This is a genomic window from Deinococcus yavapaiensis KR-236, assembly GCF_003217515.1.
Taxonomy (GTDB): domain Bacteria; phylum Deinococcota; class Deinococci; order Deinococcales; family Deinococcaceae; genus Deinococcus_A; species Deinococcus_A yavapaiensis.
Genome location: NZ_QJSX01000014.1, coordinates 36,608 through 57,442 on the forward strand (window position 1 = coordinate 36,608; position 20,835 = coordinate 57,442).

Below are 20,835 nucleotides of genomic sequence, written 5' to 3' on the forward strand. Positions count from 1 at the left end.
CCGGATGGCGCGCGGAGTATGCTGGGGCGTTTGGGAGGTTTCGTTCGGTGACGCGGCAAAGCAATTCGCTCGGACGTTCGTTTCGCAATTGGCTGCTTTCCGGCGCGAGGGCGCCGACACCTCCGAGCTACTTCGAGCCCGACGAGGACGTCGAGGCGCAAAACGAAAAGCACCCGTGGTGGAAGGTCATGTGCCTCACGGGCGTCGACTACTTCTCCACCCTCGGTTACCAACCTGGCATCGCCGCGCTCGCCGCCGGGGCCCTCAGCCCTATCGCGACGCTGATCCTCGTGCTCGTGACGCTGCTCGGCGCGCTTCCGATGTACCGGCGCGTCGCGAAGGAAAGTCCGCACGGGCAAGGCTCGATCTCCATGTTCGAGAACTTGCTGTCGTACTGGCCGAGCAAGCTCCTCGCCCTCGCCCTGATCGGCTTCGTCGCCACGGACTTCGTCATCACCATCACCCTCTCGGCCGCCGACGCCGCCGTGCACGTCGTCGAAAATCCTTACGTCAACGGCTACCTCGAAGGACTCAACATTCCCCTCACGCTCTTTCTCGTGGCGCTGCTGGGCGGCGTGTTCCTGAAGGGATTCAAGGAAGCGGTGGGGCTGGCCGTCGTGCTCGTCGTGACGTACATCGCCATGAGCGTCGTCGTGATCGCCGACGGTCTCGCGTTCGTCACGCGAAACCTCGACGTCGTCGCCAACTGGCGTTCGAGCCTCGCCGCGCAGTTTCACAGCCCCTGGCTGATGATCGGTACGGCCCTGTTCGTCTTTCCGAAGCTCGCGCTGGGCCTGTCGGGCTTCGAGACGGGCGTGACCGTCATGCCGCTCGTGAAGGGCGACCCGAACGACAAGGCCTACCGTCCCAAGGGCCGCATTCGCAACACCAAAAAACTCCTCACGACGGCCGCCCTCGTCATGAGCGCGTTGCTGCTCGGCTCCAGTTTCGTCGCGACCCTGCTGATTCCTCCCGAGGCCTTCTTGGCGGGCGGCGCCGCGAACGGACGGGCCCTCGCGTACCTCGCGCACGAGAACTTCGGACCGCTTTTCGGCACGATCTACGACCTTTCCACGATCATGATCTTGTGGTTCGCGGGCGCCTCGGCGATGTCGGGCCTCTTGAACATCGTGCCGCGCTACTTGCCGCGCTACGGCATGGCGCCCGATTGGGCGCAGGCGACGCGTCCTCTCGTGCTGCTGTTCACGCTCATCGGTTTCGCCATCACCTTGATCTTTCGCGCGGACGTCACCGCGCAAGGCGGCGCGTACGCGACGGGCGTGCTCGTCTTGATGTCGTCGGCGGCGCTCGCCGTGACGCTCTCCACGCGCCGCCTCGGCGAGCGAGGGCTGTCCGGCGTGTTCGCCGCCATCACGGTCGTGTTCGTCCTCACGACGATCCTCAACGTCTTCGAGCGGCCTGACGGCTTGGTCATCGCGTCGTTCTTCATCGCCGCGATTCTCGGCATCTCGCTGCTGTCGCGCGTCGCGCGCGCCACCGAGTTGCGTGTCGACCGCGTGGAGTTCGACCATACCGCGCTGCGCTTCATTCTCGGCGCACGAAACGCGCCCATCCGCTTCATCGCCAATCAACTCGAGACGAGCGATCCCGACGAACTGCGTCTGCGCGAACTCGACGTGCGTTACGACACGCACCTGCCCGAGGGCGATCCCGTGATGTTCCTGGAGGTGCATGTCGCCGACGCCTCGAACTTCTCGGAAGTGCTGGACGTGCGGGGCGTCGCGATCGGTTCGTTCCAAGTGCTGCGTGCCGAGACGAGCGCCGTCCCGAACGCCGTCGCCGCCATTCTGCTCGCCGTGCGCGACCTCACCGGGCACGTGCCGCACGTGTACTTCGAGTGGAACGACGAAAGCGGGGTTCGCAACGCCCTGAAGTTCCTGATCGCCGGGGAAGGCGACACGGCGCCCCTCACGCACGAAGTCCTGCGCGTCGCCGAGAAGAACCTTGGCCAGCGGCCCATGGTGCACGTGGGCGGTTGACGCCGCCCTCGCCGGGAAGAACTCCAGGTCAAGCCTGCTCGTCGTTCGTCTCGGCGGGTTCGTCCGCCAACTCGCACTCCACGACGGTGAAGCGTTCGTCATCGGGGTCTTCGAGCAGGCGGACGTTTCCGACGCGGTAAGCGTGGCCGCCGAACTCCAAGACGCCGTCCGTCGGGACGGCCTCGTCGAGGCAGAAGCCGAGAAGGTCGCCGGGAGTGAGAAGCGGCGCGAGACTCTCGAGGACGGTCGCTCGCGTGCCGCTGGACAAGTTTCGGGTGGTGCAACGAAGGCGGATGGACACGAACGTCAACTCCTCGGATGAGCGGCTTGCATGAAAGCTTCTTGCGCGCTGAACTCCCCTTCGAGCTTTTCGTAGGCGCCGTCGGGGCGCAGCTCCCACGCGCCGCGTTGATCGTGCCACTCGGTGTCGAGGATGGACAGCAGGCGCTCGCGGTGCGAGGCGGTGCACGCGGGCGCGATGACTTCGACGCGGCGGTTGAGGTTGCGGCTCATGAGGTCGGGGCTGCCGAAGTACACGCCGCTGCCGCCGAAGGCGAAGACGCGCGCGTGCTCCAAGAAGCGCCCGAGCAGGCTGCGCACCGTGATGTTCTCGGAAAGGTCGGGCACCCCGGGCCGCAGGCAGCACACGCCGCGCACCAAGAGCCGAACGCGCACGCCCGCTTGAGACGCGCGGTACAACGCCTCGATCATGCCGGGATCGGTGAGCTGGTTCATCTTCGCGAAGATCCAACCGTCCTCGCCACGCCGCGCCCGTTGGGCTTCCCCGTCGATGAGTTCGTACAAGCGGGCGCGGGCGGTGTCGGGCGCGACGAGCAGCGTTTCGTACTGCGCTTCGGCGTAACCCGTGAGGTGGTTGAAGAGGTCGGAGACGTCGTCGCCGATGTCCGGATCGGTCGTGAGCAAGCTGAGGTCGGTGTAGAGCTTGGCGGTGCGCGGATTGTAGTTGCCGGTCCCGACGTGCACGAACCGCCGCAACTCGCCGCCTTCGCGCCGCACGACGAGCGTCACCTTCGCGTGCGTCTTGAGGCCGGCGATGCCGTACACGACGTGCGCGCCGGAACGCTCCAGGGCGCGCGCCCACGCGATGTTGCGGTGCTCGTCGAAGCGGGCCTTGAGCTCGATCAGGGCGACGGCTTGCTTGCCGTTCTCGGCGGCCGTCCTCAAGACGTTGAGCAGGCGCTCGTCGTTCCCGGTGCGGTACAGCGTCTGCTTGATCGCGAGGACTTCCGGGTCGATCGCCGCGCTTTCCAAAAAGCGCAGCACCGGGTCGAAGGAGTCGTACGGATGGTGCAGCAGCACGTCACCCTTCTTGAGCGTGTCGAACACGCCGTCCTCGCCTTCGATGTCGGGCACGTGCGGCACGAACGGCTTGAAGGTGAGGTCGGGACGACCTGGGTTCCACGCCATGAAGTCGGCGAGACCGAGCGGCCCGCCGAGCTGGAAGACGTCCTCGTCGTCGAGGTCGAGACGCTCGGTCAGCAGGTCGCGCAGCTCCTTGGGCATGTCCCGCGTGATCTCCAAGCGCACGGACGCGCCGAAGCGGCGGCGCCGCAAGCCTTCCTCGATCGTTTGCAGCAAGTCCTCGGCTTCCTCCTCCTCGAACTCGTAATCGGTGTTGCGCGTCACTCGGAAGACGTACGAGGACAACACCGTGCGACCTCGGAAAAGGTCGCCGAGGTGCGCGGCGATAATGTCTTCGAGCAGCAGGTACTGCCCGTCGATCTCCACGACGCGGGGCAAGACGCCGACGGGCACTTTGACACGCGCGAACTCCTGCCCGTCTTCTTCCTCGTCGTGCACGATCACGGCGAGGTTGAGGCTGAGGTTCGAGATGTACGGAAACGGGTGGCTGGGATCGACGGCGAGGGGCGTCAAGACAGGCTGGATCTGCTTGAGGTAGTGCTCGCGCAGCTTGGCGCGCGCGCGCATGCCAAGGTCGCGCACGCGTGTGATGCGCGCCCCTTGATCTCGAAGCTTGCGCAGCAAGGCGTTGGCGACGCGTTCGATGCGCCGCAGCATGTCTCCGGCCTTTCGGCGGACGTTGGCGAGCGTCTCGGCGGGCGTGAGGCCGTCGGGACTGCGCACCGTGACGCCGGCATCGAGTTGGCGGTGCACGCCCGCGACGCGCACCATGAAGAACTCGTCGAGGTTGCTCGCCGCGATCGCGCAGAACTTCAAGCGCTCGAGCAGCGGGTTGCGCTCGTCGTTCGCTTCGGCGAGAACGCGCTCGTTGAACGCCAGCCACGAGAGCTCGCGGTTGAGGAACGTCGAGGCGTTGGAGGTAGTGGGGTTCGTGCGAATCACGTTCGGGGCCTCCAGGGCGTGTCTGGCAGCGTACCGAAAAGATGAGGAGGGCGTCGAGCGGAGCGTGCGTTAACCTGCGGCCTTCCCGAGCTCGTCATCGTCGCCGCGCTCGCAGCACGACGTACGCGCCGCCCGCGAGCAGCACGAGAAACGCGCCGCCTTCCAGCCAGCGGCCTTGCGCGAAGCGCAAGACCATGAGGCTCGCGCCGTACAACGCGAGCGCCGCGACGCCCCACAGCAGTGGAATTCGCTGCGGCGCGATGTTTCCGAGGCCGAACAGGGCGTACGCCACGACACCGAACGCGCCCACGAGCAGGTTCGGTCCGTCGCGGGCAGGATCGAAGAAGAGGCCGACGAGTTGCAGGGCCGCCAACCCGAGCACGACAAAGCCGATGGTGCGGGCCGTTCGGAGATTCACGAGAACGAGTTTACGGGGTGGCGCGCGCCCACATGGTGGGATCGCACGCCCGACCGTTCGTTGCTCCGAGCGCTCAGCTTCGAAAGCGGCGCATCACCAGCACGGCGTTTTGCCCGCCGAACGCGAAGGAGTTCGACATGGCGACTTCGACTTGCGCTTCGCGCGCGTGGTGCGGGATGTAGTCGAGGTCGAGCTCCGGGTCCGGATCGTCGAGGTTGATGGTGGGCGGCAGGATGCCGTCCGTTAGGGCTTGCGCCGTCGCGATCGCCTCGATCGCCCCGGCGGCGCCGAGCAGGTGGCCCGTCATGCTCTTCGTGGAGCTGATTTGCAACTTGCGCGCGTGCTCGCCGTAGATCGCTTTGATCGCTTGCGTTTCCGCGAGGTCGTTGGCGGGCGTGGACGTGCCGTGCGCGTTGACGTACCCGACTTCCTCGGGATTGACGCCCGCCGAGCGCAGCGCGAGCCGCATCGCGACTTGCGCGCCGCGACCTTCGGGCGCGGGCGCCGTGATGTGGTGCGCGTCGGCCGACACGCCGTAGCCGAGCAATTCGGCGTAGATCGTCGCGCCGCGCGCCCGCGCGTGTTCGAGCTCTTCGAGGATCAACACGCCCGCGCCTTCGCCGAGCACGAAGCCGTCGCGCGTCGCGCTGAACGGACGACTCGCCTTTTGCGGATCGTCGTTGCGGGTGCTGAGCGCCTTCATGTTCGAGAAGCTTCCGATCGCGATGGGCGTCACGGCCGCCTCGGTGCCTCCGGCGAGCATGATGTCCGCTTCGCCGAGTTGGATGTAGCGCATCGCCTCGCCGATGGCGCCGCTTCCCGTCGCGCAGGCCGTGACGACCGTGGAGCTCGGTCCCATCGCGCCGTAGCGCATCGCGACGTGACCGGACGCCATGTTGGCGATCATCATCGGGATGAACATCGGCGAGACGCGGTGCGCGCCGCGCTCGAACATCACCTTGAACTGGTTCTCGAAGGTCTCCAGACCGCCGATGCCCGTTCCGATGAGGGTGCCCGTCCGGTCGCTTTGCAAGTCTTGCGGCGTGAGGCCCGCGTGTTCGACGGCGAGGGCGGCGGCGGCGAGGGCGTACTGCACGAAGCGGTCGAGGCGCTTGACTTCGCGCGGATCGACGAACTGAAGAAAGTCGGCGGTCACTTCACCGGCGATGCGGCACGCCATGTTCGACGCGTCGAACCGCGTGATGGGACCGATGCCGCTCTTGCCCGCGCGTTGCGCGACTGCGAAGTCTGCCGCGCCCATGCCGATCGGGGTGAGGGGACCGAGACCCGTGATGACAACTCGTTTCATGGTTTCACCTGTCGAGGGCCGAGGGTCGAGCGACGAGGGTGAACGCACTCTCGACCCTCGACCCTCGCCGCTCGACTTACTGCTTGCTGTTGATGTAGTCGACGGCCGCTTGCACGGTGCGGATGCCTTCGGCTTCCTCGTCGGAGATGGTGATGCCGAACTTGTCCTCGAGGCCCATGATGAGCTCGACGGTCTCGAGGCTGTCCGCGCCGAGATCCTCGACGAAGCGGGCGTCCGGGGCGATCTTGTCCGCGTCCACACCGAGCTTCTCGACGATCACTTCTTTGATTTGTTCGTACGTATCCATGTTGGTTTCCTCCGTGGAATTGAAGTCTGAGACAGTGTACAGGGCGAGAGGTGAGGGGAAGCGCAGATTGAACCGCGTTCAATCCTGCCTCGGGGTCGTCAGTGCGGGTTGAGACCTCCGTCGACGCCGATCGTTTGGCCGGTCACGTACGCCGCTTCCGCCGAAAGCAGGAAGGCCACGACGTTGGCGACGTCGCGAGGTTGCCCGAAGCGCCCGAGGGGAATCGAGCCGAGATAAGTCTTCTGGACGTTCTCGGGCAAGGCGGCCGTCATATCGGATTCGATGAAGCCGGGCGCGACGGCGTTGACGGTGATGCCGCGCCCGCCGTACTCCTTGGCGAGGGCTTTCGTGAGGCCGATCAAGCCCGCCTTGCTCGCCACGTAGTTCGCTTGGCCGGGATTGCCCGTGAGGCCCACGACCGAGGAGATGTTGACGATGCGGCCCGTCCGTGCGCGCATCATGTGCTTGATGGCGGCGCGCGCGGCATGGAAGGCGGCCGTGAGGTTGGTGTCGAGGACGGCGTCCCAGTCGTCGTCTTTCATGCGAACGGCGAGGGTATCGCGGGTGATGCCCGCGTTGTTCACGAGGCCGTACAAGCCGCCCATCGCCGCGATGACGTCCTCGACGAGCTTCCCGGCGTTGGCCGGTTGCGAGAGATCGGCGCCGAAGACCTCGGCGCGCACGCCGAGAGCGCGCGCTTCTTGCGCGACCGCTTGCGCCTCGACGTCCGAACGGCCGTAGTGCACGGCGACGTCGAAGCCCGCCTCGGCGAGTCGCACCGCCATCGCGCGTCCCAGTCCTCGGCTCGCGCCCGTGACGAGGGCGACTCTTCGTTCGGTCGTCATGCGTGTTCCTCCATGCGAATGTTGAACGCCTCGATGTCGGCGGGCGTGTGGACGTTGTAAACGGTCGCGCCGGGCAAGGTACGTTCCACGAGCCCTTTGAGCACGGTGCCCGGCCCGAATTCGACGTAGGTGTCCGTGCCGAGCTCGTGCAAACGCTGCAACGTTTCGACCCAGCGGACGCTCTCGGTGATCTGCCGCGCGAGCAGGCCCGGAACGTCGCGTACGTTCGTCACGACGTCGGCGAGGACGTTCGACAAGACCGGGAAGGTCATCTCGCCAAGGTCGGCGTCGCGTAGATCGGGCGTGAGGCGCTCGCGGGCGGGCCACATCAGCGAGCAGTGGAAGGGCGCGCTGACCTTGAGGGGAATGACGCGCGCTCCCGCGCCCTTGAGCGTGGCGCTCGCCGTCGCCACGGCGCTCTTCTCGCCGCTGATGACGGTTTGCGAGGGGGCATTGAGGTTGGCGATTTCGCACACGCCGCCCGCCGACGCGCACGCTTCGCGAATGATGCCGAGATCGGCGTTCAGAACGGCCGCCATGGCGCCCACGCCTTCTGGCACGGCTTCTTGCATGAGCTCGCCGCGTTTGCGCGTGAGGCGCAAGGCGGACGCGAGATCGAGGGTACCCGACGCGACGAGCGCGGAGTACTCGCCGAGGCTGTGCCCCGCGGCGAACGCGGGCGTGAGGCCGGTGGCGGCGCGCCACGCGCGGTATGCGGCGACGCTCGCCGCGACGAGGGCGGGTTGCTGATTGGCCGTGAGGGTGAGTTCGGGCAGGGGACCGTTCGCCATGAGTGCGGTCAGGCCGGGCAGGACGGACTCGGTCGTGGAGAAGACGTCGCCCGCGACGTCGAAGGCGGCGGCGACGTCGCCGCCCATGCCGACCGCGTGGGAATTCTGGCCAGGAAAGAGAGCGGCGATGTTCACGCGAGGCCTTCTTGCTTCGGCGTGTACCAGCGCAGACAACTCGCGCTCCACGACAAGCCGCCTCCGAAGGCTACGAGCAGAAGTTCGTCTCCGTCGCGAATACGACCGTCGTCGAGCGCTTCGCACAAGGCGAGGGGAATGCTTGCGGTCGAGGTGTTGCCGTAGCGCTCGACGTTCACGACGACCTTCTCCTCGGGAATGCCGAAGCGCTGCCGAGCCGCGTCGATGATGCGGCTGTTGGCTTGGTGGGGAATGAGCCAGTCGACTTGGCCCGACGTCAAGCCCGCCTTGTCCAGCGCTTGCTGACCGGAGTCGCCGAGCACGCGCACGGCGAACTTGAAGACTTCACGGCCGTTCATGCCCGTCTTGTCGGACATGCGCTCGACGCCGGGAATGCGGTCGGCGACGGCCCTCATGTACAAAGAAGGCCCGCCCGCCGAGTCGGCGCCGAGAACGACGGACCGAAAGCCGTACCCCTCGGGCACTTCCTCGAGGATGGCGGCGCCCGCGCCGTCTCCGAAGAGGATGCAGCTGCCGCGGTCGCTCCAATCGACGATTTTGCTGAGGGTTTCCGCGCCGATCACGAGCACCTTCTTCGCGATGCCGCCCGCGATGAAGCCTTGGGCGCTCGCGCAGGCGTACACGAAGCCGCTGCAGGCGCACGAGAGGTCGAACGCGCCGACGCCCGCCAGGCCGACTTCGCCCGCGACGAGGGCGGCGGTGCTCGGAAAGAGCGCGTCCGGGCTACTCGTGGCGCACACGACGAGGTCTACGCCCTCGAGGGCGTTCGGAACGCGGCGGACGAGGTCGTGCACGGCGCGCACGCCCATGGTGCTTGCGAACTCGTCGTCCGCCGAGATGTGCCGTTCGCGAATGCCCGTGCGGGAGACGATCCACTCGTCGGTGGTGTCGAGCATCCGTTCGAGCTCCGCGTTCGTGAGGACGCGGTCGGGAGCGTACGCGCCAAGTGCGGTGATTCCGATTGCCATCTTGCCTCCCAGCGAGGCTCGACGAACCTCGCGCGGTGTTTCCGAGGGCAACCCTATCATTCTTTGACCGCCCGGTCAATGAATCGAGTCCAAGAATCGAGAATATCGAGAAAAGCCGTCGCCGCTTGCCGACTTTTCCGAACAACCGGGAGAAGCGCAAAAACGAACCTCCCCTTCGCGGGGAGGAATTCTGAAGCGCTTCGGAAGCGGATCAGACGCTCAGCGTCTTCGCGCAGCGGTACAAGTCGCGGCTGATCTCCTTGCGGCGCGCCCACGTCTCCTCGAGCGGCGTGAACGCGATGATGCCGTTGTTGCGGCCCACCATGACGCCCGACACGTCGTCGGCGAGCGCTTGCACGGCCGCTTCGCCAAGACGCGACGCGAGAATGCGGTCGCTGCTGACGGGCGTGCCGCCGCGCTGAATGTGACCGAGAATCGACACGCGCGTTTCCAAACCCGTGCCCTCGTTGATCGCCTTGCTGACGGCCATCGCGCCGCCCGGATAACCCTCGGCGACGATGATGATCGAGCTCGCCTTGCCCTTCTTGACGCTCTCGTTGATGACGTCCACGACGCTCGTCACCGGCATGTCCTCTTCGGGCAAGAAGACTTCCTCAGCGCCCCCGGCGACGGCGACGTCCAGGGCGATGTGGCCCGCGTGACGGCCCATCACCTCCACGACGAAGATGCGCTCGTGCGACGCCGCCGTGTCGCGCAGCTTGTCGACCGCCGCGAGCGCCGTCTCGACGGCCGTGAAGTACCCGATGGTGTGGTCCGTGCCGTACAGATCGTTGTCGATCGTGCCGGGCACGCCGATGACCTTGACGCCGTGCTCTTGCGACAGGAAGTGCGCTCCGTGAAAGCTGCCGTCCCCGCCGATCACGACGAGGCCGTCGATGCCCCATTCGCGCAGGTGGCGCGCGCCCTCCGCGCGCCCTTCGGGCGTGCGCCACACTTCCGAGCGCGCCGTCAACAAAATCGTGCCGCCACGCTGAATGGTATTCGCGACGTCACGCGGGCCGAGCAGACGCATGTCTCCTTGGTAAAGTCCTTGAAAACCGCGCCGAATCCCGACCACTTCCATACCGAGGTGCGTCGCCGCCCGCACGACGGCGCGCACGGCGGCGTTCATTCCGGGCGCGTCGCCGCCCGACGTCAACACTCCAATTCGTTTCATGATCACTCCTCAGGCTGCTCGCGCAATTCCGTGACGCGCAAAGACAGCGCATATGCGTCATTCTTACGCAAACCAGCCTGGGTGAGCAACGCCCGAATTTCCCGAGCGCTTCTTCCTTCATCGGCCAGCAAGCGCGCCATCGCCTCGAAATCCACCGCCTCCTCGTGAAGCGGTTCGCTGCGCCCCTCGACCACCACGACGATCTCTCCGCGCGCGCCTTGCTCGAACAGCGCCGAAAGCTCGCTCAGCGAGCCGCGCCGCGTCTCCTCGTGCAGTTTGCTCAGCTCGCGCGTGACGCTTGCCCGCCGCGCCCCGCCGCACGCTTCCGCGAGGTCGGCGAGCGTCTCCGCGAGGCGATGCGGACTTTCGTAGACCACGCTCGCCTCCTCTCGGCGAGCCAACGCCGCCAACCGCTCGCGTCGCTCTCGTCCACTGCGCGGCAAAAACCCCTCGAAGGTGAAGCGAGCAATCTTGAGACCCGACAACACCAAGGCGGGCACGAAGGCCGTCGGGCCCGGCAAGGCCTCGACCGTTCCGCCGAGGTCCAACACGATCTCCACGAGTTCCGCGCCCGGATCGCTGATGCCGGGCGTTCCGGCGTCCGATACGTACGCGAGCCTCGGGTACTTCTCCAGCACGCCCCCCGCCCGATCGCGAATGGTGTGCGCGTCGAGACGCACGAGCGGTTTCTTGATCCCGAGGTGATGCAGCAGCGCGCCCGAGTGTCGCGTGTCCTCGCACGCGACCGCGTCGGCGCCCTTGAGCACCTCGATCGCGCGCAAGGTGATGTCCGAGAGATTTCCGATCGGCGTCGGAACGAGCGTCACGTGTGGAGCCGTCATGAAGTCGGCAGCACCTCGGGGGTGGCGTCACCCTCCTCGGGCGCCTCGAAGCCGAGGCCGGGCGTCGCGGGCTTGAGGCGAATCTTGATGCGCTTGGGACGACGAAGCGCGTTCGCGATCGTCGCGCGCAGCAACTCTCCTTCCCCCACCGTCACGGTCACGACCGTTCCCTCGGGCAGGCGCGCACCTTGCAACTCGATCACGCCGTTCACGACGATGCCTCGGTAAGCCCTCACGTGCGCCTCCGACGATGACGCTCGGCGCGCGCCAACGCTTCGCGCAACGACAAGATTTCGCTTTCTCGCGCGCTTCCGAGCCGCGCGTACCGATCGATGAGTTCCGCCGCCTCACGCCGCCGCCCGAGCCTCAGCAGCAGGTAACCGACGTGCTCGCCGGCGGCGTAGAAGGCGCCCGGGTCTTGCGGCGCGCGCTCCAAGGAGGCGCGGGCGTTCACGAGGCGTTCGAGCATCACGCGATGTGTCGTGACTCGACTTCGAATCGCCCAAACGGCGAAGCCGAACGCGGCGAGCATCAGCAGGGTCAGCGTCGCCGCCGACTGTCCCACTCCGTACTGCCCCGCCGATCGCACCAGAATCGGGTACACGAACGCCAGGACCATCAGCACCGCGAGGGTCGCCGCGTAGTTCACGCGCGCCTCCCGGTCAACGTGGCGTGTCCTGCGAGGATCCGCATGGCGCCAGTGTACACGGCGGCGCCCCTCGGGAAAGCGCGTCATCTCTCATGGAGCTTCGCGAACCATAATGTGGCGCGTGAAGCTTCATTTCGTCACCGTCGGCGAGCCGAAACTGCCCTTCGCGAAAAGCGGCTGGGACGAGTACTACGGTCGCCTCGGCCGCTACCACAAGCCGCGCGTCACCCGCGTGCCGAACAGCACGCCCGACAAGGAAGGCGCGGCGATCTTGCGCGCGACCGGAACGACGCCGCTCGTCGCGCTCGATCCGCGCGGACGACAAATGACGTCCGAGGAGCTCGCCTCCTTCCTCGACCGACTCGCCGTGAGCGGCGTCGGCGACCTCGCCTTTTGCGTCGGCGGTCCGGACGGCCTCACGAACGAAGTGCGCGGCAAGGCGCACACCCTCTGGAGCTTGTCGAACCTCACCTTGCCGCACGACCTCGCGATGATCGTGCTGCTCGAAGCCGTGTACCGCGCCGCGACGATCAGCGCGAACGAGCCGTACCACCGCTGAGAATCAGACGCGCACGGTCAGCACCGGAATCGGCGACTCTCGCACCATCCGCTCGGTCACGCTGCCCGCGAAGAAGTGCGCGAGGCCCGTGCGACCGTGCGTGCCCATCACGATGAGGTCGGCGTTCCAGCGGTCCGCGACGTTCAAAATGCCCGACACGGGCTCGCCCGCGAGCACCTCGTACTCCTCGCCCGGCTCGGCGAGCGACTGCAACAGCGCGACGTCCGTGCGGCCCTCCTCGCGCAGCGTCTCCACGGGCGGCGCGACGGGCGCGACGCCGCCCGTGGAATAGTCCGTTACCGAAACCGCGCGGGCGTCCACGACGTGCAGCAACTTGACCTGCGCGCCCGGAAAGGACGTGCGGGCGAGCGTCAGAGCCCGTGCCGCGCTCGGCGAAAAGTCGATCGGGACGAGGATACGCTGAAAAGTCGTCTGCGTCATGCGATCACCGTATCACCCGCCCGCGACGGCGGACGAACGAAGGAGCTCGAGAAACGCCGCGTACACGCGCGCCGTCGCGACGGCGTCCTCGAGCGCGTCGTGCGGACGCAGAGGAATGTCGAAGCGCGCCGCGAGGTCTTCGAGGCGCGTACCGCCGACGTTCGACAAGGCGCCCGCGTGCAGCAGGAACTGCGCGGTCGCCTTCGTGTCGACCGTCGCGCCCAAGACGAGCGAGCGCCAGTCGGGCACGAGGGCGCGCAAGAACCGCTCGTCGAACGCCACGTTGTGGCCGCCGATCATCACGCGCCTTCCCTTGTCGCCCCGCAGATAGACACGAACCGCTTCCGCCGCTTCCTCCGGCGCGACCGCGAGCGCGTGGTGCTCTTTCAAGTCGATGCCGTTGACCTCCATCGCCTCGGCGTTCACGTGGTACACCTCGTGCTTCACGCGAATCAGCAAAGGGGTCGTCACGTCCAGCGAGCGCGTGTTGAGCGTGACGAGGCCGATCGTGAGCAGCGAGTGCGTCTCCGGTCGGCTTCCACCCGTCTCGGTGTCCACGAAGACGATTTTCGCCACACCCCCGTTGTACTTCCCACGCTCTTGGCGGTGTCTTCAGGAAATCAAGAGTCCGCCCTCAATTTCGGGCCGCCCCTTATGAGGTAAGGTTGGTGAGATTATGACCGCTCCGAGTGACCTGTACATCCCTGACGGCTACCAGCTGACGCCCTTCCTCAGCGAGTCGCGCAAAACGCAGTTCGGCGAGGCGCCCGAACTCGGCGACGGCATCGAGCCCGGCAAGCAGTACCTCGCCGTGTTCGAAACGAACAAAGGCCGCCTCGTCATCAAGCTGTATGCCGACGAGACCCCGGTCACCGTCAACAATTTCGTGTACCTCATTCGCCACCGCTACTACGACGGCATCGTCTTCCACCGCGTCATTCAAGACTTCATGGCGCAAACGGGCGATCCGACCGGCACGGGACGCGGCGGACCCGGCTACCGCTTCGAAGACGAGTTCGCACGCGGACTGCGCCACGACAAGAAAGGCGTCCTGTCCATGGCGAACGCCGGACCGAACACCAACGGCAGCCAGATCTTCATCACCTTCGTTCCCACGCCGCACCTCGACGGCCGTCACACGGTCTTCGGCGAGGTCGTCGAAGGCCTCGACGTCCTCGACCGCATCACCCGCATCCAACCCGGCTACCCCGGCACGCCCGACCGCATCGAGCAAGCCTACGTCGTCGAGAAGTAAACGTCCTCACACCCCCTCTCGCGCTTCGAGCGAGGGGGAGTGAGGCGCCGACAAGCCCAGCAAGAACAACTCGAGGATCTGCACGGCCGCCGCCTCGTCCAAGTCGGTCGCGCCCGATTCGCGGGCTCGCCGCGTCGTGAAACGCTCGTCTTGATAGTGAACGGTCACGCCGCGCCGAGCGAGTTCGAGGCCGAAGGACTTCACGCGATCGGCGGTCGGCGACGGTTTGCCGTCGGTACGTAGCGGCAAGCCGAGCACGACGGCGGTCGCGCCGACCTCCTTGATCTTTCGCAGCACGGCGTTCATGTCGCGCGCGTGCTGCTTGCGCTCCAAACTGCCGCGCCCGAAGGCGAGACGACCGACGTTCGCGGCGAAGCCGACGCGGTTCTTGGAAAGGTCGAGGGCGAGGAACGTCGCGAGATCTTCGGACACGAAGGCATTCTAGACGCCGAGCAAGGCGGCGACCGCTCGCCCGCCGTCGACGATGTCATGGCACGCGGGCAGCGAACGGGTGCTCGCGAAGGGCACGCGGGCCAAGGTGTGGGTCTTGACGCGCAGATTCTCGAAGTTTCCATGATCGGACGACAGCACCACCGACGCGCCCTTCGAGAGCAAGCCCGACAAGAAGGCGTCGAGCCGTCCGAGGTACGCTCGGCCTGCCGCGTCGAGCGCCTCGTTCGGCACGGGCCTTCCGGCGTGCCCCAGCAAGTCCGAGAACCACAAGTCGAGAATCAACAAGTCCGCTTCGCCGGAAGCCAGCGCCACCCGCTCTCCTTCGCGCCGCACGTCGTCGAGCAGGTTCGACGGTCGCCACGGCGCCTCGAAGTCCAACCCCAGGGTCGGCGGCACGAGCGGGAACCCCGGCGGATCGAGCGTTCGTCCCGCCAGCAGCACACTCAAAGGAAAGCACCCGTGCTGAAATCGTGAACGCTGAAAGTACGCCGGGGGAAAGAAGTTCAACAACTCCACGCGCGCCCCCGCCTTTGCGAGCCGCGCGGGCAACGCGCGCTCCAAGAGTGGCCGCAACGTCGGACCCGGCCTCGGCCCGAAGTGCTCTCCCATCACCTCGACGGCGTTCTCGCCCGTCAGCCACGTCGTCTGTCCCGTCGCCGACTGCGGCAAGCCCGGCACGCCCAGCGTCGCGTCGAGCGGTTGCCCTTCCTCCACGAACGGGCGAAGCGTCGGCAAGTCCGCTTCCCAAGGACTGCCGAGAGGCGCGTCCGCCGGGTGCCCGACGCCGTCGAGGGCAAGCCAGATCAAAGCCATGACTCACCCCGCGCGCCTCTCTCACGACTAGAGAGGCGCGCGGAATGCCTTGGCGGGCCAAGGAAGCGCCGAGGGCCGACGAAGGTCAAACTTCGACCGGGAGGGCGTAGTCCTTGAACTTCTCGCGCAATTCGCGCTTCATGAACTTGCCCGTCGAGCCGATGGGAATGCTGTCGACGAACTCGAAGGCGTCGGGCATCCACCACTTCGCGAACTTCGGCTCCAGGTGCGCGCGAAGTTCCTCTGCCGTAACGTCCGCGCCTGGCTTCCTCACGATCACGGCGAGCGGACGCTCGTCCCACTTCTCGTGCGCGACGGCGATGACCGCCGCTTGCGCGACCGCCGGATGACCCATCAAAGCGTTCTCGAGGTCCACTGAGGAGATCCACTCACCGCCCGACTTCACGAGGTCCTTCGCGCGGTCCTGAATGCTCATGTACCCCAACGCGTCGATGGTGGAGATATCGCCCGTGTCGAACCAGGCCTCGTCGCCCATCGGCCCCTCGAGGTGCACCACGGCCTTCTTCGAAGCTTCCTCGTCGCCGTAGTAACCGCCGCTGATCCAATTGCCGCGAATGAGCAGGCGGCCCATCGTCTTGCCGTCGTGCGGCACGTCCTGGCCCGACTCGTTCACGAGGCGAACGTCCACGAGGGGCGGCACGCGGCCCTGCTTCGCGCGAATCGCGTACCCTTCCTCGCTGCGCGGATCCATCCCGACAGGCACGCGCGACACCGTTCCGAACGGACTCGTCTCCGTCATGCCCCACGCGTGCACGATGTTGAGTCCCAGCGCGTCGAACGCGCGAATCATGCCTTCGGGCGCGGCGCTTCCGCCCACCACGAGTTGCTTGAGTTTGCGCAGGTCGTACGGATGCCCCTCCTTGATGGCGCGCTCCAGTTCCTGCAGCAAGCCCATCCAAATCGTCGGAACGCCCGCCGTCATCGTGACGCCTTCTTCTTGCATGAGCCTCGCGATGCTGGCCCCGTCGCTGAACACCGACGAAAACACCGAGTTCGCTCCCACCATCGGCGACGCCCACGGCATGCCCCACGCCATGACGTGAAACATCGGCACGATCGGGTACGCCGTGTCCACCTCACCGACGTGGAAGCCCGTGGAGTGCGTCATGCCGAGGCTGTGCAGCACGATCGAGCGGTGCGAGTACACCACGCCCTTCGGATTGCCCGTCGTACCCGACGTGTAGCACATGCCCGCCGCCGACTTCTCGTCGATCTCGGGGTACGTCAACGTGTTCGGGTAGTCCGAGATCCACGTGTCGTAATCCGTGACGCCCGGCATCGCCTGGGGCACCGGCCCCATCACCACGACCTTCTCCAACGTGGGGCAGTGCGGCAAGATCGCCGGAAGGAGCCGCGCGAGGACGTTGTCGATCAAGAGGATCTTGTCCTGCGCGTGGTTCACGATGTACACGATCTGCTCGGGGTGCAAGCGGATGTTGACGGTGTGAAGCACCGCCCCGACACACGGAATAGCGAAGTAAGCCTCCAAGTGACGGTACGTGTTCGTTCCGATGGTCGCCACGCGGTCGCCGGGCTTCACACCCGCGTCCATCAAGGCGTTCGCGAGTTGCTTGGCGCGCAACACCATGTCGCCGTACGTGTACTTGTGCTTGCCGGCGATCGGCTTGCCTTCCGCGTCCATCCCGACGGGCAGCAGCGTCGTCACGGTCTTGTGCGGAAAGTAGCGCTGCACGCGCTCCATCACGTAAGGCAGGGTGAGGGGCACGTCCATCATGGTGCTTTGCATGACAACCTCCGATAGCGAGAGTGGCCCGAGGTAGGCCGAGGAACTTGCAGTTGAACGTCGATCGTCATTGTAGCGACCGAGAAGCGCCGTCTGATGACGAGAAGGCACACAAACAGCCCCTCGGTGCCCCGTTCCATCGAGGCGACGAGAGCTTCAAGAAGCGTTCAGAAACCGCACCTATCCTCCGGACGCTCGAAGGCACGCCTCCTTCAAAGCGCGGCCCGCCGCTTCCGCACACGACCGACCGCCTCTGGACGGCTCGCCACATCCCAGGAGACTTCATGAACCAACGCAGCGTCCTGCTCGTCGGCGTCGCCTTGTCGCTCGCCGCTTGCTCCTCCCCCCGAACGAACGCTTCCGTCGGAAGCTCGATTCTCGGCAATCTCGACCGTCCTCGGGAAGTCTCGTTTCATGTCACGACGATGACTCGCCGCGTCGACCCCTTCGACGAGCAGCATCACCTCCGGACGGCCGCCAGCATCCAAGACGACACGAAAATGACGTACGCCTACGACGACCGCGGACGCGCCGAAACCGTCCGCATCGATCCATACGAGGCGAGCGGCCAGGAAGCGAACACCGCGTACCTCCTCGACTTCGCGAGGAACACCGTTCAAACGCTCGACAAGAAGACGGCCGTCCGACAGCAAGCCTTCACGGGCGCGAGGGACGTCCTGAAGTCCCTCGCGGGCGACGTCTCCCTGCAGAGCAATCCGCTCGTGCCACCCAAGCTGCAGACCTTCCGTGGTCAAAGCGCTTCCGGCTTTCACGTTCTCGCCACGGACCGAACCGGGGTCGTCACTTTGCGGCGCGCGCAGCAGACGCCACGCGGACAAGTCGTCACGAGCCTCACGTTCGACGCGACGAGCGAACTCCTCGAAGGCATCGAGACGCGCACCGAGAACCCCGACCTCGTCAACACTACCGTCCAAGACATCACCTACCAAACGATCGACGGCCACAAGATCGTCGACGAAGTCACGTCGCGCACCACCATCGAGATGAAGGACAAGCACGTGTTCGGCGAGTTGACGTTGCCGAACGCCGCCGTTCTCGGCGCGAACGAAGCGCCGACTCTCCAGCCGGGCGAGCGCGTCGTAGGGACGTTCACGACGCCCCTGCATCCCGGCCGCAACGACACGAGCGTCTACGCCTACGAGACCACCACCGACTACAGCGACGTCCACGTTCGCTGACGCCCACCACGAAAGGACGCGCCATGCCCCGACCGACGAACATCCTCCTCGCGAGCGCCCTGCTCGCCCTCACCGCCATGCGCGCCCCCGCGCAGACCCTCGCACCCGACTACGTCTTCGCGCACGGCCTGAGCAACTCCTGCGAAACCTTCTTCGGCTCCAACGGCACGAACGGCGTGTGCACCACGGCGGACCCGAGCACCCTCGTCGCTCGCATCAAGAGCGGCGCGAACGCCGCCGTGAACGTCAGCGGACGGACCATCGAGACGAAGGCGATCGGCGTCGCCGACCAAGCGCAACAACTCGCGCAAGACCTCGTCTCCGAGCGCCCGAAAATCATCGTCGGACACAGCCAAGGCGTGATCCGCTCGCGTTACGCCCTGCAAGTCCTCAAAGGGCAGACGCGCGGCGTACGCGGCCTCATCAGCATCTCCGGCCCGAACGGCGGCGCGCCCATCGTCACGAACGCGCCCGCGTTCGCACGCCGCGTCCTGTCCGACCTCACCACGTCCGGATTGCTGCAAGTCGCCGTGAACGCTCAACCCGCGTACAACACCATGGCGAGCATCGCGAACGCCCTTCGTGAAAAGTCGTTGCCGTTCTTCTACGACGCCATCAACTCTCCTCAAAACGCGTTCGACGCTATCATGCGCGCCGCGAACGTGAACATCACAGATCCCGGCTTCACGGACCTCGCTCCCGGCAGCGCCCTTTTGACGCAACTCTCCAACCAGTCATGCCGCTGGACGTTCAACTTGGGGACCACGAATCAATTCACGTACATCTGCTCGCCGACGGACGGGCCGAAGCTGGACGCGTCGGTCGCCGTCGCGAGCATTCGAGGCAAGAACAACCTCCTCTTCGGCGGCTTGTTGAACGCCGACAAGAAGCCTTTGCTCGACACCGCGAACGCCGCCATTCGCGCCTACTCGTACACCATGCAGGCGCCGTGCCGCCTCTCGTTCAACCTCTACCGCGCCGCTTGCGACTCCATGGAAGCCACGTGGCGTCTCCTGTCCGTCACCGAGAACGTCGAGCAAGCCTTCGAGCGCGACATCATCGGCGCTGAGGGCGCCTCCGCCGGGGACGGCGTCGTTCCCCTGTGGTCTCAGAGTGTTCACGGCAGCAGTCCATATATTGGCGGGACGCCCGTCACGTCACCGGACGGAACACAGAACTTCGATATCGACTCTGCCTCGCACGGCGGCGAGAATGCCATCCTCGGCAAGATCGACACGTTTTATAAAGTTCGTCAAATCCAAGAGGCAATGGGAATGACGGTATCACGCTGATTCCAGGGACTCGATCCCTGGTTTCCCAGCAGGAGTAAACGACATGGACAAGGGACTGGCCCTTTTGGCACTATCCTTGCTGCTCGGCGGCTGCTCGACTACGCAGACCCAGCTTCCCCAGCAGGAATACAATTACCCGGCACTTACGGCCATAGATCGCGACAACCGAATCTCGGCCTACGGAGGCACAATCGCTTCCCACGATTTTCTGGTCTCGAATGCCAATACGTCCGAAATCATTCCGCCTGAACTCAAAAGTACCGACGGAATAGTATTCGATCGCCGTACGAGGCAAGTCGTCAAGTCCTACCCGTACAGCCTCAACTCCAATAACGCGCTGATCGTCGACGACCACCTCGTCAGTGACGACGACAAGTCGAATCTCGTCGTCACCGACTTGACGACGCTGCGAGAGACGGTCACACCGCTCTCTTCGCTCGGCGACTTCTTTATCCAGACAGGCTCGACCGAGCAGTCGTTCGTGGATGGCGACAACGTCTACATGGTGTTCATCAACCTGCTGGCGAAGTACGACAAGAAGACGCTGCTGACCAGCGCAGCCCCTCAACCTATTTGGGCGCGGGACAACGGCTTTCGCCGACCGAAAGACTCGACGGGCTACGTCAACGGCGTCGCGTTCGATCGGAACACGAAAGAGTTGTTCTACACGACCCGAGAGCCGTTCGCGGGTGACGATCGCTACTACAACACGTGGCTCTTCCGACTCGACGAGAACGGCAAGGAGATCAGTCGCTTCAAGATTGCCGAGCACCTTCCGCCGACCTTGGCATTCTCGAAGATCGCGATCGAAGCTGGAACAGTTTACGTGGCCATCGGCGGGATGAAGATCCAGAAGTACGACCTTCAAGGCAAGCTCTTGTGGGAAACGCCCAACGTTCGATGCCCAGGGCAAGAAACTAACGTCGTCAGCGGTCTTTTCCGCCATGGAAGTACGCTGCTCCTCATGCCCGACGGTGACGGGTGCTTCTTCGCGTTCGACACTCTCACCGGGAAGCTCAAGTGGGCGTTCGAATCGCCGAATCAACTGTCGTTCGCGAACCGACCGCTCGTGCTCAACGGCGTGGTGTACGCGGCGAACGGCTATATGTGGGCTTTGGACCTCGAAACGGGAAAAATCCTGGCGATGTCACAGAAGAACGCGACGACGCAAGGCACGACGGGCACGCCCGCGTACGACTCCTCGACGAACCAGATCGTCTTGTGGGGCCGCGAGTTGCAGTTCTATAAGCCACTGCGGTGATGGTGCGCGG

Annotated in this window: 23 protein-coding genes; 6 read left to right on the forward strand and 17 right to left on the reverse strand. The window is 65.6% G+C overall.

Going from position 1 to position 20,835, the window contains the following annotated elements:
- Positions 1-188: 188 nt before the first annotated feature.
- Positions 189-2,000: an APC family permease gene (locus tag DES52_RS16195; protein ID WP_211317946.1), complete on the forward strand. Its 1,812-nt coding sequence runs from the start codon at positions 189-191 to the stop codon at positions 1,998-2,000.
- A 28-nt stretch (positions 2,001-2,028) separates the two neighbouring features.
- Here the strand turns inward: DES52_RS16195 and DES52_RS16200 are convergent, their stop codons facing one another.
- The 12 genes from DES52_RS16200 to DES52_RS16255 form a co-directional block, all read right to left on the reverse strand.
- Positions 2,029-2,301 carry a hypothetical protein gene (locus DES52_RS16200; protein ID WP_146237334.1) on the reverse strand — a complete coding sequence of 91 codons (273 nt, stop codon included), beginning with the start codon at positions 2,299-2,301 and terminating at the stop codon, positions 2,029-2,031.
- Positions 2,302-2,306: 5 nt separating this feature from the next.
- A complete protein-coding gene (gene ppk1 / locus DES52_RS16205; protein WP_110887872.1) occupies positions 2,307-4,325 on the reverse strand; it encodes a polyphosphate kinase 1 in 2,019 nt (672 codons plus the stop codon).
- Between the two features lie 94 nt (positions 4,326-4,419).
- Complete coding sequence (locus DES52_RS16210; protein ID WP_110887873.1) at positions 4,420-4,743, reverse strand: hypothetical protein; 324 nt, start codon at positions 4,741-4,743, stop codon at positions 4,420-4,422.
- Positions 4,744-4,816: 73 nt separating this feature from the next.
- The gene (fabF, locus tag DES52_RS16215; protein WP_110887874.1) at positions 4,817-6,052 is read right to left on the reverse strand and encodes a beta-ketoacyl-ACP synthase II; all 1,236 of its coding nucleotides are present in this window, start codon (positions 6,050-6,052) and stop codon (positions 4,817-4,819) included.
- 76 nt (positions 6,053-6,128) lie between these two features.
- Complete coding sequence (gene acpP / locus DES52_RS16220) at positions 6,129-6,359, reverse strand: acyl carrier protein (protein ID WP_110887875.1); 231 nt, start codon at positions 6,357-6,359, stop codon at positions 6,129-6,131.
- A 98-nt stretch (positions 6,360-6,457) separates the two neighbouring features.
- Positions 6,458-7,204, reverse strand: a complete 747-nt coding sequence (gene fabG / locus DES52_RS16225; protein ID WP_110887876.1) for a 3-oxoacyl-[acyl-carrier-protein] reductase — start codon at positions 7,202-7,204, stop codon at positions 6,458-6,460.
- Positions 7,201-8,130, reverse strand: coding sequence for an ACP S-malonyltransferase (fabD, locus tag DES52_RS16230; RefSeq protein WP_110887877.1), 930 nt, complete (start codon positions 8,128-8,130; stop codon positions 7,201-7,203). Before fabD ends, fabG begins: the two co-directional genes overlap by 4 nt.
- Entirely contained in the window at positions 8,127-9,119 is a 993-nt protein-coding gene (locus DES52_RS16235) for a beta-ketoacyl-ACP synthase III (RefSeq protein ID WP_110887878.1), read from the reverse strand. The genes fabD and DES52_RS16235 overlap by 4 nt, the downstream gene beginning before the upstream one ends.
- A 211-nt stretch (positions 9,120-9,330) precedes the next feature.
- Positions 9,331-10,296: a 6-phosphofructokinase gene (gene pfkA / locus DES52_RS16240; RefSeq protein WP_110887879.1), complete on the reverse strand. Its 966-nt coding sequence runs from the start codon at positions 10,294-10,296 to the stop codon at positions 9,331-9,333.
- A gap of 2 nt (positions 10,297-10,298) precedes the next feature.
- Positions 10,299-11,138, reverse strand: a complete 840-nt coding sequence (gene rsmI, locus DES52_RS16245; RefSeq protein ID WP_110887880.1) for a 16S rRNA (cytidine(1402)-2'-O)-methyltransferase — start codon at positions 11,136-11,138, stop codon at positions 10,299-10,301.
- Positions 11,135-11,374 (reverse strand): hypothetical protein, encoded by a 240-nt coding sequence (locus DES52_RS16250; RefSeq protein WP_110887881.1) that lies wholly within the window; start codon positions 11,372-11,374, stop codon positions 11,135-11,137. The genes rsmI and DES52_RS16250 overlap by 4 nt, the downstream gene beginning before the upstream one ends.
- Positions 11,371-11,787: a hypothetical protein gene (locus tag DES52_RS16255; RefSeq protein ID WP_110887882.1), complete on the reverse strand. Its 417-nt coding sequence runs from the start codon at positions 11,785-11,787 to the stop codon at positions 11,371-11,373. The genes DES52_RS16250 and DES52_RS16255 overlap by 4 nt, the downstream gene beginning before the upstream one ends.
- 121 nt (positions 11,788-11,908) lie before the next feature.
- Here DES52_RS16255 and DES52_RS16260 point away from each other — a divergent pair, with 121 nt between their 5' ends.
- Positions 11,909-12,346 (forward strand): 23S rRNA (pseudouridine(1915)-N(3))-methyltransferase RlmH, encoded by a 438-nt coding sequence (locus DES52_RS16260; RefSeq protein ID WP_110887978.1) that lies wholly within the window; start codon positions 11,909-11,911, stop codon positions 12,344-12,346.
- A 3-nt stretch (positions 12,347-12,349) separates the two neighbouring features.
- Here DES52_RS16260 and DES52_RS16265 read toward each other — a convergent pair whose 3' ends face one another.
- Positions 12,350-12,787 (reverse strand): universal stress protein, encoded by a 438-nt coding sequence (locus DES52_RS16265; protein WP_110887883.1) that lies wholly within the window; start codon positions 12,785-12,787, stop codon positions 12,350-12,352.
- Between the two features lie 12 nt (positions 12,788-12,799).
- Positions 12,800-13,363, reverse strand: a complete 564-nt coding sequence (locus DES52_RS16270) for a 3'-5' exonuclease (protein WP_110887884.1) — start codon at positions 13,361-13,363, stop codon at positions 12,800-12,802.
- A 100-nt stretch (positions 13,364-13,463) separates the two neighbouring features.
- Here DES52_RS16270 and DES52_RS16275 point away from each other — a divergent pair, with 100 nt between their 5' ends.
- Positions 13,464-14,042, forward strand: coding sequence for a peptidylprolyl isomerase (locus tag DES52_RS16275; protein WP_110887885.1), 579 nt, complete (start codon positions 13,464-13,466; stop codon positions 14,040-14,042).
- A gap of 6 nt (positions 14,043-14,048) precedes the next feature.
- On the opposite strand, the gene ruvX is transcribed toward DES52_RS16275, so the two are convergent.
- The 3 genes from ruvX to DES52_RS16290 all read right to left on the reverse strand — a co-directional run bounded on the left by ruvX (position 14,049) and on the right by DES52_RS16290 (position 17,076).
- A complete protein-coding gene (ruvX, locus tag DES52_RS16280) occupies positions 14,049-14,474 on the reverse strand; it encodes a Holliday junction resolvase RuvX (protein WP_110887886.1) in 426 nt (141 codons plus the stop codon).
- 9 nt (positions 14,475-14,483) lie between these two features.
- A complete protein-coding gene (locus tag DES52_RS16285) occupies positions 14,484-15,308 on the reverse strand; it encodes a metalloenzyme domain protein (protein ID WP_110887887.1) in 825 nt (274 codons plus the stop codon).
- A gap of 85 nt (positions 15,309-15,393) precedes the next feature.
- Entirely contained in the window at positions 15,394-17,076 is a 1,683-nt protein-coding gene (locus tag DES52_RS16290) for a long-chain fatty acid--CoA ligase (RefSeq protein ID WP_110887888.1), read from the reverse strand.
- Between the two features lie 281 nt (positions 17,077-17,357).
- On the opposite strand from DES52_RS16290, the gene DES52_RS16295 reads away from it, so the two are divergent.
- Genes DES52_RS16295 through DES52_RS16305 form a run of 3 tightly spaced genes read left to right on the forward strand, consistent with a single transcriptional unit; the run spans position 17,358 to position 20,825 of the window.
- A complete protein-coding gene (locus DES52_RS16295) occupies positions 17,358-18,272 on the forward strand; it encodes a hypothetical protein (RefSeq protein WP_110887889.1) in 915 nt (304 codons plus the stop codon).
- Between the two features lie 23 nt (positions 18,273-18,295).
- Complete coding sequence (locus tag DES52_RS16300; RefSeq protein ID WP_110887890.1) at positions 18,296-19,564, forward strand: esterase/lipase family protein; 1,269 nt, start codon at positions 18,296-18,298, stop codon at positions 19,562-19,564.
- Between the two features lie 43 nt (positions 19,565-19,607).
- Positions 19,608-20,825: an outer membrane protein assembly factor BamB family protein gene (locus DES52_RS16305; RefSeq protein WP_110887891.1), complete on the forward strand. Its 1,218-nt coding sequence runs from the start codon at positions 19,608-19,610 to the stop codon at positions 20,823-20,825.
- The last annotated feature ends 10 nt before the right edge of the window (positions 20,826-20,835 follow it).

Coding starts and splice junctions, on each gene's coding strand:
- DES52_RS16195 (WP_211317946.1), top strand. CDS start 189: ATGTGCCTCACGGGCGTCGACTACTTCTCCACCCTCGGTTACCAACCT.
- fabF (WP_110887874.1), bottom strand. CDS start 6,052: ATGAAACGAGTTGTCATCACGGGTCTCGGTCCCCTCACCCCGATCGGC.
- acpP (WP_110887875.1), bottom strand. CDS start 6,359: ATGGATACGTACGAACAAATCAAAGAAGTGATCGTCGAGAAGCTCGGT.
- fabG (WP_110887876.1), bottom strand. CDS start 7,204: ATGACGACCGAACGAAGAGTCGCCCTCGTCACGGGCGCGAGCCGAGGA.
- DES52_RS16235 (WP_110887878.1), bottom strand. CDS start 9,119: ATGGCAATCGGAATCACCGCACTTGGCGCGTACGCTCCCGACCGCGTC.
- pfkA (WP_110887879.1), bottom strand. CDS start 10,296: ATGAAACGAATTGGAGTGTTGACGTCGGGCGGCGACGCGCCCGGAATG.
- rsmI (WP_110887880.1), bottom strand. CDS start 11,138: ATGACGGCTCCACACGTGACGCTCGTTCCGACGCCGATCGGAAATCTC.
- DES52_RS16265 (WP_110887883.1), bottom strand. CDS start 12,787: ATGACGCAGACGACTTTTCAGCGTATCCTCGTCCCGATCGACTTTTCG.
- DES52_RS16275 (WP_110887885.1), top strand. CDS start 13,464: ATGACCGCTCCGAGTGACCTGTACATCCCTGACGGCTACCAGCTGACG.
- DES52_RS16285 (WP_110887887.1), bottom strand. CDS start 15,308: ATGGCTTTGATCTGGCTTGCCCTCGACGGCGTCGGGCACCCGGCGGAC.
- DES52_RS16290 (WP_110887888.1), bottom strand. CDS start 17,076: ATGCAAAGCACCATGATGGACGTGCCCCTCACCCTGCCTTACGTGATG.
- DES52_RS16295 (WP_110887889.1), top strand. CDS start 17,358: ATGAACCAACGCAGCGTCCTGCTCGTCGGCGTCGCCTTGTCGCTCGCC.
- DES52_RS16300 (WP_110887890.1), top strand. CDS start 18,296: ATGCCCCGACCGACGAACATCCTCCTCGCGAGCGCCCTGCTCGCCCTC.
- DES52_RS16305 (WP_110887891.1), top strand. CDS start 19,608: ATGGACAAGGGACTGGCCCTTTTGGCACTATCCTTGCTGCTCGGCGGC.